Below are 12,864 nucleotides of genomic sequence, written 5' to 3'. Positions count from 1 at the left end.
GCCACAGCACCGCCAGCCGTGCAGTAGAGGCCGACCAGCCCGCCCCGTCCCCACAGTTTAGGTCGTGATTCGCCGTCCGGCAGGGAGATTTGCCTTTCAACGCGCCTCGCCGCGCTTTCGAGCCGGCTTCGGCACTGCAGCATTCGTGGGCTTGGCACCGCCGATTTCTGCGATCAGATGGTCGCGGAACGCCTTCACCGACGGCGGCAACTCCCGTCCGGCCATCGTCTGCACCTGGATGCTGCGCTGGCGCATCTGCGGATGCGTCAGCGGCATCGCGACGAAGCCGTCGCCGGCGTAACGGTCACGCACCGACAGCAGCCCCGTGAACATGATCGCCCCGGACTTCTGCGCATAACGGTACATCGCGCCGCTATTGTTGCAGGTGAGATCGGGCTCGAGCAGCACGCCTTCAAGCGCGCAGGTAATGTCGATCAACTGTCGAATCGTCGTACCAGGCTCCGGTAGAACCAGCGGATAGCGCTGCAGGTCGGTGAGCGACACCTTCGCGCGCGTGGCCAGCGGATGATCGGCGCGCAGCAGCGCCAGCACCGGCGCGCGCTCGGTGTGTTCGACCTTGACGCCCTTTTCCGGCGCGAGACTGAACGTCAGCGCGAGATCGGCGTCGCCATCACGCACCCGGCGAGTGGCCTCTCCCGGCGGCATCACGGAGAGCGTGAAGTCGATCCCGGGATAGTGGCTGCGGAACGCCGCCATCGCGCTGGGCAGAAAATCCGCGGCGAATCCCTCCGAACTGGCGACCTTGATCATGCTGCCGTGCAACGCCTCAAGGCCGCCGATCTCCTTCATCACGTGCTCTGCCTCGAGCAGGCTGCGCTGCGCGTAGGCAAGCAGACGCTCGCCTGCCTCGGAGAGCGACATGCCGCGCGGCCGCCGCTCGAACAGCGCGACGCCGAGATCGCTTTCGAGCCGCGCAATCTGCCGGCTGATCGCCGACACGGCCACATGCAGCCGCGCGGACGCGTCGCTGATCGAGCCGGTGCGAGCCACTTCAACGAAATAACGCAATGCGATGCCGTGTAATGAAAGTGCCATGAGCGATGCCTTTTGCAAGCGGATGCAGCCGTGTGTCAGTGTATCGAGCTTTGCCTTTTCGGCAACACAAGCTTCGAAAGACGATCATTGTGACAAAAATATCGGCCTCCTAGAATCGTTTCGAAGCTGATGGCCGCGAACCAGACGTGCCACACACGGCGCCGCGTCGCCGCCATCCCCCGCACCCCGCATCGGAGACAAACATGAGCCGCAATCAGGCCATCGAACACGCAACGTACCATTTCGAATCAGGCGCCTTCCTCGAGAACCTCAACCGGCGCGTCGGATTTCGCACGGAAAGTCAGGAAAGCGATCGCGCCGCTACGTTGCTGTCGTACCTGACCGATGAGATCGCGCCCGAAGTCGAAGGGCTAGGGTTCAGCACGCGCATCGTCGATAACCCCGCGGAAGGTTTCGGGCCGTTCCTGATCGCCAATCGTCACGAAGACGACCGTCTGCCCACCGTACTGATCTACGGCCACGGCGACGTCGTGCGCGGCTACGACAGTCAATGGCGCGCACCGCTGACGCCGTGGGCCGTGACGATCGAAGGCGAACGCTGGTATGGCCGCGGCACCGCCGATAACAAGGGCCAGCACACCATCAATCTCGCCGCGCTAGCGAGCGTGCTGGCCGTGCGCGACGGCAAGCTCGGCTTCAACGCAAAACTACTGATCGAGATGGGCGAGGAAACCGGCTCGCCAGGGCTCGACGCAATCTGCCACAAACACAAACAGGAACTGGCCGCGGACGTGTTGATCGCCTCCGACGGTCCGCGCCTCGCCGCGCGCCGCCCCACCGTGTTCCTCGGTTCACGCGGCTCGGTAAACTTCAAGCTCTCGCTGAATCTGCGCGACGGCGCGCATCACTCGGGCAACTGGGGCGGTCTGTTGCGCAACCCGGCCACCGTGCTGGCGAACGCGCTTGCAAGCCTCGTCGATGCGCGCGGCGTAATCGCTGTCGACGGCTTACGTCCGCCGCCAATTCCGGAAGCGGTGCGTCGCGCATTGGCGGATATAACGGTAGGCGGCGGTCCGAACGACCCGGCCGTCGACGATAACTGGGGCGAGCCCGGTCTCACGCCACCAGAACGTGTGTTCGGCTGGAACAGCTTCGAAGTGCTGGCGTTCAAGGCCGGCAATCCCGAGAACCCGGTCAATGCAATTCCGGCGTCAGCCTTCGCACATTGCCAGTTGCGCTTCGTGGTCGGTACCGACTGGGAAAACCTCGAGCAACATCTGCGTACGCATCTGGATGGGAGTGGCTTCTCACTCGTCGAGATCAGCGTCGAGCGCGGTGCGCCGGCCACACGTCTGAATCCCGACGACCCGTGGGTCACGTGGGCCATCGCCTCGCTCGAACAGACCACCGGAAAGAAAACGGCCGTGCTGCCGAATCTCGGCGGCACGCTGCCCAACGAAGTGTTCGCCGACACGCTCGGTCTGCCGACCATCTGGGTGCCGCATTCGTACCCGGCCTGCTCCCAGCACGCGCCGAACGAGCATCTGCTCGGACCCGTGGTGCGCGAGGGTCTGCAGATCATGGCGGGACTTTTCTGGGATCTCGGCGAGAACTCGCCGCACTCAACCGCGACGATCCAACAAGCCACGGCCTGAGCGATCAACGCAGTACGCCTGCAGCACACCCGCAGTTAACTGTTAGCCGCATCCGCCACGAGGCACGCCACGATGAGCACGTCCACCTTGCAAGCCAGCGCCGCGCGGCCGTCCGCCGCGAAGGTCCATCGCATCATTCTCGCGGCATCGATCGGCAATGCGCTTGAATGGTTCGACCTCGTCGTCTATGGATTTTTCGCGGTGACGATCGCGAAGCTGTTTTTCCCGGCGCGCACCGAAGCGATTTCCTTAATGCTCACGCTCGGCACCTTCGGCATCTCGTATATGATCCGGCCACTCGGCGGACTCGTGCTCGGTTCACTCGCGGATCGCGCGGGGCGCAAGGTGTCGCTGCTGCTGTCGATCGGCTTGATGGTGATCGGCACGTTGACGATCGCCGTGATGCCGCCGTATGCCGTGATCGGTTTGTGGGCGCCGGCCGGCATCATGCTGTCGCGGCTCGTTCAAGGCTTCTCGGCAGGCGGCGAGTTCGGCGCTTCCACCGCGTTTCTGGTCGAGCATGCACCCGAGCGACGGGGCTTCATGGGCAGTTGGCAGTTCGCCAGTCAGGGCATGGCGACGCTGCTCGCCTCCGGCTTCGGCGCGTTGTTGACGAGCCAGCTTACGTCGGCGCAACTCGAATCGTGGGGCTGGCGTATTCCGTTTCTGTTCGGGCTCGCGATCGGCCCGGTCGGCTTCTATATTCGCCGTTACGTGGATGAGGGCGCCGAGTTCAACACAGAGCCGAAAACCCGCACGCCGCTTCGCGATCTGTTCGGCTCGCAGAAGGTCCGCATGCTGCTCGCGGTCGGCTCGCTGGTCATTTCGACCGCGGCCAACTACATGATTCTGTACATGCCAACCTACGCGATCAAGCAACTGCACCTGCCCGCTTCGACCGGCTTCTCGGCGACGCTCGCAACGGGAATCGTGCTGACGGTGCTGACGCCGTTCGCCGGCCACCTGTCCGATAGCATTGGACGCATCCGCATCATGGCAGTCGCCGCGACGTTGATGCTGCTGACGGTCTATCCGACCTTCGTGTATATGAATGCGCATCCGTCGTTCGCCACGATGCTGCTGGCGCTGATCTGGATCGGTGTGCTGAAGGCGACGTACTTCGGTGCACTGCCCGCGCTGATGTCGGAGATTTTCCCGACGCAGACGCGCGCGACCGGTCTCGCGGTCAGCTACAACATCGGCGTGACGGTGTTCGGCGGCTTTGCGCCCTTCGTCATCACCTGGCTGATCGACGCGAGCGGCAACAAGCTCGCGCCCGGCTTCTATCTGATGTTCTGCGCGGTGGTGAGCTTGCTGGCGCTCAATGCGGTGCGCTCCAGGCTGAAGATTCGCTGAGCGAATTTGGGCAACGTTGATTGAGTTCGAGGCAAGCAAGGCGGATCAACTCGCCTTGCCGCCCCGGCAGCTACGTCAAGGCGCCGGATTCGGCTGCAATTCATGCAGCTTGTCGATCTCCGCGAGCACTTCCGGCGAGAGTTTCACCTCGGCGCTGGCGATGTTTTCCTTCAACTGATCGAGCGACGTGGCGCCGATCAGATTGCTCGTCAGGAACGGCCGGCTATTAACGAAGGCCAGCGCGAACTGCGCGGGCGACAAACCGTGACGCTTCGCCAGTTCCACATAGCGCGTGGTTGCCTGAATCGCTTGCGGCTTGCTGTAGCGTTGAAAGCGCTCGAACAGCGTGATACGGGCGCCATCCGGTCGCGCGCCGCCTTCATACTTGCCCGACAACCAGCCGAAGGCCAGCGGCGAATACGCAAGCAGACCAATGTTGTCGCGATGCGCGTACTCGGACAGACCCACTTCGTACGTACGGTTCAACAGACTATACGGATTCTGGATACTGACGATGCGCGGCAAGCCGAGCTTTTCCGCCGCGCGCAGAAACTGCGCGACGCCCCAGGGGGTTTCGTTCGACACGCCGATATGGCGAATCTTGCCCGCCTTGACGAATTCGGCGAGCACCGACAGCGTTTCTTCGATCGGCACCGTATATTCGTCATCGACCCACGGATAGGCCGGACGACCGAACGTCATCGTGCTGCGATCCGGCCAGTGCAACTGATACAGATCGACGTAGTCCGTTTGCAGACGCTTCAGGCTGTCGTTGAGCGCTTCGGTCAGGTTCTTGCGGTCGAACTGGTTGCCCTCGCCGCGAATATGACGCGGATTGTGCGGTTGGCGCGCCGGGCCAGCGATTTTGGTGGCCAGCACGATCTTCTCGCGCGCGCTGCGATGCTGTGCGATCCACGTGCCGATATAGCGCTCGGTCGAGCCTTGCGTCTCGGGACGTGGCGGCACCGGGTACATTTCCGCGGCGTCGATCAGATTGACGCCATGATCAAGCGCGTAATCGATCTGCGCGTGCGCTTCCTGCTCGGTATTCTGCTCGCCCCACGTCATGGTGCCGAGACCGATCAGGCTAACCTTCACATCCGAGTCGCCGAGTCTGCGGTATTCCATCGAACCTGTCCTGTTGTGTGTAAAGGGAAAGCGCTGACGTTACCATGCCCGCGCGATGCCTGCAGCGCAGCTAAAATGCTGCTTCAGCGGGCGCTCACACCACCTCGCTCAATGAACTTTCCGTCGACCCACTTGCGATGAATCCCGAACACCTCGAACTGCTGGTCACGCGCGTGATGCCTTACGGAAAATACAAAGGCCGGCTGATCGCGGATCTGCCCGGCCACTATCTGAACTGGTTTGCGAGCCAGGGCTTTCCGCCGGGGGAAATCGGCCGTCTGCTGGCGTTGATGCACGAGATCGATCACAACGGTCTGTCGTCACTGATCGAGCCGTTACGCAAGCGTTGAGAGCGACGCCTTCGGCAGATGCCAGCCATAGGTGACGGCAAGCACGCGCAGGATGAAGCACACCGCGCCGCCTGCCAAAGCCGCGACGCCCGGCGGCAAGCCGGCGCGCCGCGCGACCACCACAACGAATGCGCCAGCGAAAGCAGCGGTCGCATAGATATCGGCATGCAGCACCAGCGGCACGCGCGCCATCAGCACATCACGGATCACGCCGCCGCCCACACCGGTAATGGTGCCCATCAGCATCGCGATAAACGGACGAATCCCGAACAGCAGCGCTTTCTCTACGCCCGCGACGGCAAACAGCGCGAGACCGGCGGCGTCGAGCACCGTAATCAGCGCGACAGGGAACTGCTGTGCTGTCGAATGGAAAATGAACGTGAGCAGACCGGTGACGAACGTCAACGCCGGATAACGCCAGTCGCGTATCGCGTTTGGCGGTGAATCGCCGATCAACAAGTCGCGGATCACTCCGCCGCCGAGCGCCGCGACAAACGAGATCACCATCACGCCCAGCAGATCGAGACCGCCACGCATCGCGCTCACCGCGCCCTCGATTGCGAAAACAACCGTGCCGGCCAGATCGGCCACCAGAACGAGCGTTTCGACTTTCGGCTTTATTTTTTGTATCGACAATGTCGGCATCGACGCATCACCCTTTCTGTCTACGAGTAGGCGAAAAGGTATAGCGAAATGTGCCGCGCCGGGTGGAAAATTTGTGCAGCCGAATCCAGGCACACGCCTCGCGCCGACTATTTCGCGAGACGAGGTCTGCCGAGCCCGCTTTCTTCCCTCGGCAGGCAACCCATGACGCTCAGATGCATAAGCAGGCGGCCGACTGCCTCTTCGATCGACACCCGATCGGTTTCGATCATGACATCGGGGTCGAGCGGCACATCGTACGGCCCCGAAACACCCGTGAAATTGGGTATTTCACCGCGCCGCGCACGCACGTAGAGACCTTTGACATCACGCGCTTCGCACACCGTCAGCGGCGCATTCACGAACACTTCGACGAAACCAGCGCCGACGATCTCGCGAGCCATGCGCCGATTCTCATGCTCGGGCGAAATCACCGCGGCAATCGCGATGAAGCCCTGTTGCATGATCAACGCCGCGACGTGCGCGATCCGTCGCAGATTTTCGGCGCGGTCCTCGGGCGTGAAGCCGAGGCCCGCGGTCAGGCCGCGCCGCAGCACGTCGCCGTCGAGCACGATCGAGGCATGTCCGGCTTCTTTCAGACGCTGATGCAACGCCTCGGCCACGGTCGATTTACCGGCGCCGGACAAACCGGTCATCCAGATAACGGCTCCACGCGTTGCGCTCACGATTTCCGCTCCGTCACGTTGGCCGCAGGCCCGGCATCTTCCAGAAGCGCCCGCCCCTGCCCGCTGACGCTGCCAGCGGGCGCCAACTCTGGTCCGAGACCGTCGAACAAGGGCTGCAGCAACGCCTGCTGCGGCTGCCAGCGCTGCAGCGACGTCTTGTAGAGCGGACGGCGCACCTGTGCCGCGCTTGCCGTGTTCACCTGCCGCGTGGTCTGATGAAACGCCAGGCAGCGCTCGTCCCAGTCGAGCCCGCAGTGCTCGAGCAGGCGCCGGACATTCCCTTCGAAATCTTCAACCAGCTCTTCGTATTTGACTTCGATCATCGCGCCCTCGGGTAACACGTGCTGCCAATGGGCCATCAACGCGTCGTACGCGCGATAGTAGCGGCCCAGTTCACCAAGATCGTAGCTGAACGGCACGTCATGAAAAATTCGAGAAAAAATCGACAGGCAACTTTGCAACGGCGAGCGGCTGCTATGAATGAAGCGCGCATTCGGCAACGCCAGATGAATCAGTCCGACGTTGATGAAATTGAACGGGTATTTGTCGGTGAAGCGTGCGTAGCCTGGCGTTGCGGTTTGCGTTTCCGGCAACGACGTCCGTATGCGGCGCAAATAGTCGGCGCCGAGCGTGCGCAATTGCGCGGGGCCGACACTCTGCAAGGCTTCGATATCGATGCGCAAAGGATCGTCGAGATCGCGGCCAATGCAATTCACTAGCGCCTCGCCGAACTCCGTGCGCTCACCCGCACCGAAGACCTGTGGATGACTCGCGAGAATCTGTTCGATCAGTGTCGAACCGGAGCGTGGCATGCCGACGATAAAGATCGGTGCGTCCGACGCATCGCCCTGACCGCGCCTGGCCGCCAGCACCTCTGAAGTCAGGAGCTCCGGCAAATGCGCGAACAGGCCGAGCGACGCGGCTTCGTCATAACGCACGCCGGCGCGGTACAGCGCGTTGCCCTTCAGGAAGTGCTCGAACGACGCATCGTTGCGCCCCAGATCAGACAGCGCCTGTCCATACGCGAAGTGAATCTCCGCCTGATTGGCGAGTGTCAGCGAGGCGGCATCGCCGACGAGTTGCTCCAGCGCGGCGAACACCGGATCGTCGGCGCCAAGGCGCTTGGACTGCACGAAGTTGCGGTAATACAGCGGCACCTGCGGCGCAGCCTCGATCGCGCGGCGATATGCCTCGTGAGACTCGTCGAAACGACCGAGTGCCTGCAGGCAGTTGCCCATGTTGTTGTATGAGCCGTCAGCTTTGGGATTCAGCCGGACTGCTTCGCGATACGCGTCTACCGCCTGCTCGAGCCGATGCATCTGCTCGAGCGACCAGCCGAAGCCGTGACGCAAATCGGTGTTCTGCGGATCGAGCCCGATCCCTTCGTGATAGCGAACGACGGCTTCGGGAAAACGGTTCAGCGCGGCGAGCGTCGCGGCGAGACGCTCAAGCACGACGACATCGGCGGGATCGAGCGAGCGTGCCGCTTCGAAACATTGGAGTGCGGCCTGGAGTTCGCCGCGAGCGGCACAGGCGTCGCCTTCGGCGCGCCATTCCGATGTGGTCGCAGGCTGTGGATCGTGCTTCATTGACGGCCAGGTTCTTGCAGGCATCGCATCAGGCGGCCCGGGCAATGTGGAGTGCGTTCTTCTTCGTCCAGCTCAGCACCAGCATAGGTCTGGATTCAAAGGGGAATTGTCTGACGGGAAAGTATCAGGCGCGCCCTACAGTTACGTTGCGAAAATTTAACCAACTGTTACAACGCGATGAATCCGTCATAGTTTGGAAGGATTGCGCAACGGGCAGCCGTTATGGCGTTGAATTGCGGCGCAGGCGTCATCGAAGCGCGAAGGCGAATCCAGCCAGTAATTTGCGGACACAAATCCTGCTGAACTCCCCGGTGCGCCGTTTTTCTCATTCACATACGAAGGAGAAAATCGTGAGCAGGCTCATTGCATCAATCGCGATGTTGGCCGTGGCGGCAAGTCTCACCGGTTGCGTGGTCGCGCCGGGATACGACTATGCCTACGCGCAGCCCTATTACCCCGGCTACGGTTATGCCTATGGACCGGTGTATGGACCGGCCTACGGCACGGTGGACATCTGGGGCGGTTGGGGTGGCCCGTGCTGTTACTACCATGGCCGTGGCGGGTACTGGCACGGCGGCGGTTGGCATGGTGGGGGTTGGCACGGCGGTAGTGGAGGCTCCCACGGCAACGGCGGCAGTTCGTGGAGCAGCGGTGGCGGCCACGGGGGACATGGGCATTGATGCCAATCGAACTACTTATCGAATGACGAGACGATCCTGTATCGCGCGATGTTTTGCGAAGGCTAAAACAAAAACGGCGTTGTGATTTCTCACAACGCCGTTTGATCAAACTTTTTTACTGCTTGAATTCTTTGGGGTGGCTGATGGGGCTCGAACCCACGACAACAGGAATCACAATCCTGGACTCTACCAACTGAGCTACAGCCACCACTGACATCTGCTTGACTTTGCTAGCAACTCATTGCTGAGAAACTTGGCTCGTCAATGAAGAAACGAGATTATACGAACAAGAATACCGTTTGCCTAGTCCTTTATTCAAAAATTCCGACGGGCTCACGCAGATGCTGTCTTGCCTCGTCGAAGATGGTCAGATCGCGCGCCGCCAGACGTTTGCTATCGGACAACACGCGACGCCATCCACGTGCACCTGCCTCACCGCGGTAGAGGCCGAGTGCGTGACGCGTGATTGAGCCAAGGTACGTGCCTCGTGCCAATTCAGCCGCGCAATATTCGATCAGCTTTGCCTCGACCTGCTCGCGCGCGAGCGGTGCATCTGTCGAACCATAGAAGCGTGCATCGACGTCGGCCAGCACATAAGGGTTGTGATAGGCCTCGCGCCCAAGCATCACGCCATCGATATGCTGAAGATGCGTTTCCACCTCATCAAGCGTCTTGATGCCGCCGTTGATGATGATCTCCAGATGCGGGAAATCGCGCTTCAACTGATACGCGTAGTCGTACTTGAGCGGTGGAATCTCGCGGTTCTCTTTCGGGCTCAAGCCTTTGAGAATCGCATTGCGCGCATGCACGACAAACACATTGCAGCCAGCATCCGCGATCGTGCCAACGAAGTCACGCACAAAGCTATATTCCTCGACCGCATCGACACCGATTCGGTGCTTGACAGTTACTGGTACTGACACGGCATCGCGCATCGCCTTCACGCAATCGGCGACGAGTTTCGGTTCGTTCATCAGGCAAGCGCCGAACGCACCGCGCTGCACGCGCTCGGACGGACAGCCGCAGTTCAGATTGATCTCGTCATAGCCCCATTGCTCACCGAGCTTGGCCGAGCGCGCAAGGTCGTCAGGCTCACTGCCGCCGAGTTGCAAAGCGACCGGCGCTTCTTCGGGCGCAAACGCCAGATGGCGCGGCACATCCCCGTGCAGTAACGCGCCGGTGGTAACCATTTCGGTGTAAAGCCACGTATGACGCGATATCACACGATGCAGCGAGCGGCAGTGGCGATCGGTCCAGTCCATCATCGGCGCGACGGACACGCGGCGCGGACTGGAAGTTTGAGCTGAAGACATGGGGCGGCCGGACGGCTTGAATCAAACCGCAATTTTACCGCAAGTGGCCCGATGCCCCTGAAACGCTCGCGACGAGCCGCGAATTCCGGAAAACACCACCGATAACCCGCCCTCCCAGCCGGGTCTTTGACCGCCGAAAACGCTTGACAGACGGGGTCGGACCACGGCTGACGCCTGTCGCACAACCCTCCGCTCGATTATTTCAAAACCGAGAATAGTAATTTCAGATTATCGGTACAAATTTTCAATAGTAGGGGTATACACTGCCTTCCATCGACGTTGCAGACACACCTCACCGGCTCCTGCGACGCCTTCCTGAAATGAAATCGAAACTTATCGGAGTCACACCATGAAGACCAAGCTCATCGCCGCCCTGTTGGTTGCTGTTTCTGCCTCGATCGCTGCTCCCGCATTCGCTAGCGGCTACGGCCCGGCACCGTTCTACCGTCCGTCGGTCGGCGCACCGGCTTCGCAACAAGGCCAGAACGCGCAAACCGTCGCAGCTGAACGTGCTAACGCTGAATCGAACGCATACGGTGGCGTGACCAACGTGTCGTCGCAATCGGGTACGCGTGCACCGGCTGAGTCGGGCCCGCAATCGGTTTTCTTCGGCCACTAATCTGTCGCCGTTGAAGGTTGCCGTTCACAAGACGGCAGCCGAACTGGGCGCCGCGCATGCAGCAATGCATGCCGGCGCCCAGTTCCGTTTACACGGCGGGAACGTCCGCGGCGTCAAGCTACGCCCCGCCGTCATCACGCCTCGCGCACATCCTCTTTCGACGCTTCAGAAAAACGAATCCGGTTACCAAACGGATCGATCGTCTCCAGCTCTTTCCCCCACGGCACCTCTTCAATACCCGGCTTCCCATACTTGTAATCTTTGCGCTGAAGTTCGGCATGCAACGCGTCGATGTCCTGCACCCGCACGAAAATCGTCGAACCCGGCGTCGCGTCGCCGTGATGCTCGCTCAGATGCAAAATCAGGTCGGAGCGGCGCACTTGCGCGTAGAGCGGAAAATTGGCCTCGAAGCGGTGTTCCCAGTCGATGGTGAAGCCGAGAAAGTCCACGTAAAACTCCCTGGCTTTCTCTTCAGAAAAGATACGGATGATCGGAATGGCAGGTGACAGGTGCACAGCGGTCTCCAGCAAGTCGAAAGATCGTCAGCTTAATCGAATGCGCTTGCCGCCTCACGCGCTTGTGGCTATGCGGCGAGGCCGGCATCGATCGTTTCGCGCGCCGCCTTGAAACCCGCCAGGGCCGCAGCATGCTCGGTAGACCACAGGGTGTCGATGTGCACGAGCCGCCAGTCCACCACCACCGCGTCGTTGCGCAACACGCGGAAATGCGCTTTGACACCGGTGAGCACCTGTTCGACCGCGACTTCAATATCGTAGTCCTGATAGCGCTCCTGGTAGTCGCCCATGTCGAGGCCTTTCGGCTCCATGATCGCCTCCTTCGTGTCTTGCGTGCCCTTGAATGCCGGCGGCCGTACTTTTCCACCGGGCCGTCGTTACGGCTCGGAGCATGCACCGGCCCGCCCTCGCCTGGCGATCAGTCGCAATCGCCAGAAAGGTACTGCCGGCCGCTACAGGTGATTTCGACTTCGCCGCCGCTTGCTTCGGCGGCGAGCCCGTTTGTCAGCAACTCCGCCGTGACGGATTGCTCAAACTTCGGCATGGGCTGTCCGACGCCGACATCGTTCAGGCGCCGCAACGCTTCAACCGCTTCCGGACTTAATGACTTCGACATGGCCGTCTCCGTCGTGGTGCTCAATTAATCGTAGCAAGTTTCGCGGATGCACGCAGCGGCGCGTCGAGGCATAAGGGTTGCGTGCCGTATGGATGCGTGACGGCAGCAAACCAGCTGGCGGTATCGGAAAGGAGGACGAAATGGAGCGAAACAGAATGGCGGCGCTAACGGCGGGCGTCGCGCTCGCGATGTTTGGCGCAGTCGGCACGGCGGCGTTTGCACAAACGTCGAACCCGGCGCCAAAGACACCAGCGGCGCCGCAGAATGGCGGTGCATCGATGGTCAAGCCGCCCGAGGCGGCCCCTGATTCAGGCGGTTCGAGCAATCCGGACAATATGCCGATCAAGCGCCCGAGCAAACCGACCAACGACAAGATGATGCACGAGCCGCCCGCCAGCGGCGCCAACGCGAAATAGCGTCGGCGCGCGTGACGGTGCGAGCAATGCGAAAGTGCGGTCGCGCGCTTACAGACGCGCGATCGACACCTCCGTCGACTTCACCAGCGCGACCACTTCCGAGCCGACCTTCAGGTCGAGTTCATCGACCGAACGCGTGGTGATCACCGACGTGACGATACCGAACGGCGTGTCCACGTCGACCTCGGACACCACCGGCCCGCGGATGATTTCCTTGACCTTGCCTTTGAACTGATTGCGTACGTTGATTGCGGAAATGCTCATGTCGAGTGACTCCAGAAA

At 61.4% G+C, this 12,864-nt stretch carries 16 protein-coding genes and 1 tRNA gene; 6 read left to right on the top strand and 11 right to left on the bottom strand.

Annotated elements, in window-relative coordinates:
• Window positions 1-96 precede the first annotated feature (96 nt).
• Complete coding sequence (locus PQQ86_RS08020; protein ID WP_408265681.1) at window positions 97-1,056, bottom strand: LysR family transcriptional regulator; 960 nt, start codon at window positions 1,054-1,056, stop codon at window positions 97-99.
• Window positions 1,057-1,259: 203 nt separating this feature from the next.
• Between PQQ86_RS08020 and PQQ86_RS08015 the strand changes: the two genes are divergently transcribed.
• Window positions 1,260-2,672, top strand: a complete 1,413-nt coding sequence (locus PQQ86_RS08015) for a M20 family metallopeptidase (RefSeq protein WP_408265680.1) — start codon at window positions 1,260-1,262, stop codon at window positions 2,670-2,672.
• Window positions 2,673-2,744: 72 nt separating this feature from the next.
• Entirely contained in the window at window positions 2,745-4,028 is a 1,284-nt protein-coding gene (locus PQQ86_RS08010; RefSeq protein ID WP_408265679.1) for an MFS transporter, read from the top strand.
• A 75-nt stretch (window positions 4,029-4,103) separates the two neighbouring features.
• Here PQQ86_RS08010 and PQQ86_RS08005 read toward each other — a convergent pair whose 3' ends face one another.
• Window positions 4,104-5,156 carry an NADP(H)-dependent aldo-keto reductase gene (locus PQQ86_RS08005; protein WP_093632597.1) on the bottom strand — a complete coding sequence of 351 codons (1,053 nt, stop codon included), beginning with the start codon at window positions 5,154-5,156 and terminating at the stop codon, window positions 4,104-4,106.
• Window positions 5,157-5,293: 137 nt separating this feature from the next.
• Here PQQ86_RS08005 and PQQ86_RS08000 point away from each other — a divergent pair, with 137 nt between their 5' ends.
• Window positions 5,294-5,506 (top strand): DUF3820 family protein, encoded by a 213-nt coding sequence (locus PQQ86_RS08000; RefSeq protein WP_006048800.1) that lies wholly within the window; start codon window positions 5,294-5,296, stop codon window positions 5,504-5,506.
• On the opposite strand, the gene PQQ86_RS07995 is transcribed toward PQQ86_RS08000, so the two are convergent.
• From PQQ86_RS07995 to PQQ86_RS07985, 3 genes are all read right to left on the bottom strand, one after another.
• A complete protein-coding gene (locus PQQ86_RS07995; protein ID WP_408265678.1) occupies window positions 5,492-6,151 on the bottom strand; it encodes a trimeric intracellular cation channel family protein in 660 nt (219 codons plus the stop codon). The genes PQQ86_RS08000 and PQQ86_RS07995 overlap by 15 nt on opposite strands.
• 107 nt (window positions 6,152-6,258) lie before the next feature.
• Entirely contained in the window at window positions 6,259-6,834 is a 576-nt protein-coding gene (gene cysC, locus PQQ86_RS07990; protein WP_408265677.1) for an adenylyl-sulfate kinase, read from the bottom strand.
• Window positions 6,831-8,423 (bottom strand): tetratricopeptide repeat-containing sulfotransferase family protein, encoded by a 1,593-nt coding sequence (locus PQQ86_RS07985; RefSeq protein ID WP_408265676.1) that lies wholly within the window; start codon window positions 8,421-8,423, stop codon window positions 6,831-6,833. Before PQQ86_RS07985 ends, cysC begins: the two co-directional genes overlap by 4 nt.
• 350 nt (window positions 8,424-8,773) lie before the next feature.
• On the opposite strand from PQQ86_RS07985, the gene PQQ86_RS07980 reads away from it, so the two are divergent.
• Entirely contained in the window at window positions 8,774-9,103 is a 330-nt protein-coding gene (locus PQQ86_RS07980; RefSeq protein WP_408265675.1) for a hypothetical protein, read from the top strand.
• A 132-nt stretch (window positions 9,104-9,235) separates the two neighbouring features.
• Here PQQ86_RS07980 and PQQ86_RS07975 read toward each other — a convergent pair.
• Together PQQ86_RS07975 and dusA are read right to left on the bottom strand one after the other, a co-directional pair.
• Window positions 9,236-9,311, bottom strand: a tRNA-His gene (locus tag PQQ86_RS07975).
• Between the two features lie 103 nt (window positions 9,312-9,414).
• Entirely contained in the window at window positions 9,415-10,416 is a 1,002-nt protein-coding gene (dusA, locus tag PQQ86_RS07970) for a tRNA dihydrouridine(20/20a) synthase DusA (RefSeq protein ID WP_408265674.1), read from the bottom strand.
• Between the two features lie 349 nt (window positions 10,417-10,765).
• Here dusA and PQQ86_RS07965 point away from each other — a divergent pair, with 349 nt between their 5' ends.
• Window positions 10,766-11,035 (top strand): hypothetical protein, encoded by a 270-nt coding sequence (locus tag PQQ86_RS07965; protein ID WP_097392293.1) that lies wholly within the window; start codon window positions 10,766-10,768, stop codon window positions 11,033-11,035.
• Window positions 11,036-11,169: 134 nt separating this feature from the next.
• On the opposite strand, the gene PQQ86_RS07960 is transcribed toward PQQ86_RS07965, so the two are convergent.
• The 3 genes from PQQ86_RS07960 to PQQ86_RS07950 all read right to left on the bottom strand — a co-directional run bounded on the left by PQQ86_RS07960 (window position 11,170) and on the right by PQQ86_RS07950 (window position 12,166).
• Window positions 11,170-11,550, bottom strand: coding sequence for a glyoxalase superfamily protein (locus PQQ86_RS07960; protein WP_408265673.1), 381 nt, complete (start codon window positions 11,548-11,550; stop codon window positions 11,170-11,172).
• Window positions 11,551-11,618: 68 nt separating this feature from the next.
• Window positions 11,619-11,861, bottom strand: a complete 243-nt coding sequence (locus PQQ86_RS07955; protein WP_408265672.1) for a DUF6566 family protein — start codon at window positions 11,859-11,861, stop codon at window positions 11,619-11,621.
• 107 nt (window positions 11,862-11,968) lie between these two features.
• Window positions 11,969-12,166: a hypothetical protein gene (locus tag PQQ86_RS07950; protein ID WP_054034588.1), complete on the bottom strand. Its 198-nt coding sequence runs from the start codon at window positions 12,164-12,166 to the stop codon at window positions 11,969-11,971.
• A 140-nt stretch (window positions 12,167-12,306) separates the two neighbouring features.
• Here PQQ86_RS07950 and PQQ86_RS07945 point away from each other — a divergent pair, with 140 nt between their 5' ends.
• Window positions 12,307-12,582 carry a hypothetical protein gene (locus PQQ86_RS07945; protein ID WP_408265671.1) on the top strand — a complete coding sequence of 92 codons (276 nt, stop codon included), beginning with the start codon at window positions 12,307-12,309 and terminating at the stop codon, window positions 12,580-12,582.
• 48 nt (window positions 12,583-12,630) lie between these two features.
• On the opposite strand, the gene PQQ86_RS07940 is transcribed toward PQQ86_RS07945, so the two are convergent.
• The gene (locus PQQ86_RS07940; protein WP_011488137.1) at window positions 12,631-12,846 is read right to left on the bottom strand and encodes a TOBE domain-containing protein; all 216 of its coding nucleotides are present in this window, start codon (window positions 12,844-12,846) and stop codon (window positions 12,631-12,633) included.
• Between the last annotated feature and the right edge of the window lie 18 nt (window positions 12,847-12,864).

It is taken from the genome of Paraburkholderia sediminicola (genome assembly GCF_046026675.1).
Taxonomy (GTDB): domain Bacteria; phylum Pseudomonadota; class Gammaproteobacteria; order Burkholderiales; family Burkholderiaceae; genus Paraburkholderia; species Paraburkholderia sediminicola_F.
This window is presented reverse-complemented; position numbering and strand designations above follow the sequence as displayed.

Bases quoted from the DNA above. Each gene is read 5' to 3' on its own strand.
- PQQ86_RS08020 (WP_408265681.1), bottom strand. From the start codon at position 1,056: ATGGCACTTTCATTACACGGCATCGCATTGCGTTATTTCGTTGAAGTG.
- PQQ86_RS08015 (WP_408265680.1), top strand. From the start codon at position 1,260: ATGAGCCGCAATCAGGCCATCGAACACGCAACGTACCATTTCGAATCA.
- PQQ86_RS08010 (WP_408265679.1), top strand. From the start codon at position 2,745: ATGAGCACGTCCACCTTGCAAGCCAGCGCCGCGCGGCCGTCCGCCGCG.
- PQQ86_RS08005 (WP_093632597.1), bottom strand. From the start codon at position 5,156: ATGGAATACCGCAGACTCGGCGACTCGGATGTGAAGGTTAGCCTGATC.
- PQQ86_RS08000 (WP_006048800.1), top strand. From the start codon at position 5,294: ATGAATCCCGAACACCTCGAACTGCTGGTCACGCGCGTGATGCCTTAC.
- PQQ86_RS07995 (WP_408265678.1), bottom strand. From the start codon at position 6,151: ATGCCGACATTGTCGATACAAAAAATAAAGCCGAAAGTCGAAACGCTC.
- PQQ86_RS07985 (WP_408265676.1), bottom strand. From the start codon at position 8,423: ATGAAGCACGATCCACAGCCTGCGACCACATCGGAATGGCGCGCCGAA.
- dusA (WP_408265674.1), bottom strand. From the start codon at position 10,416: ATGTCTTCAGCTCAAACTTCCAGTCCGCGCCGCGTGTCCGTCGCGCCG.
- PQQ86_RS07965 (WP_097392293.1), top strand. From the start codon at position 10,766: ATGAAGACCAAGCTCATCGCCGCCCTGTTGGTTGCTGTTTCTGCCTCG.
- PQQ86_RS07955 (WP_408265672.1), bottom strand. From the start codon at position 11,861: ATGGAGCCGAAAGGCCTCGACATGGGCGACTACCAGGAGCGCTATCAG.
- PQQ86_RS07950 (WP_054034588.1), bottom strand. From the start codon at position 12,166: ATGTCGAAGTCATTAAGTCCGGAAGCGGTTGAAGCGTTGCGGCGCCTG.
- PQQ86_RS07945 (WP_408265671.1), top strand. From the start codon at position 12,307: ATGGAGCGAAACAGAATGGCGGCGCTAACGGCGGGCGTCGCGCTCGCG.
- PQQ86_RS07940 (WP_011488137.1), bottom strand. From the start codon at position 12,846: ATGAGCATTTCCGCAATCAACGTACGCAATCAGTTCAAAGGCAAGGTC.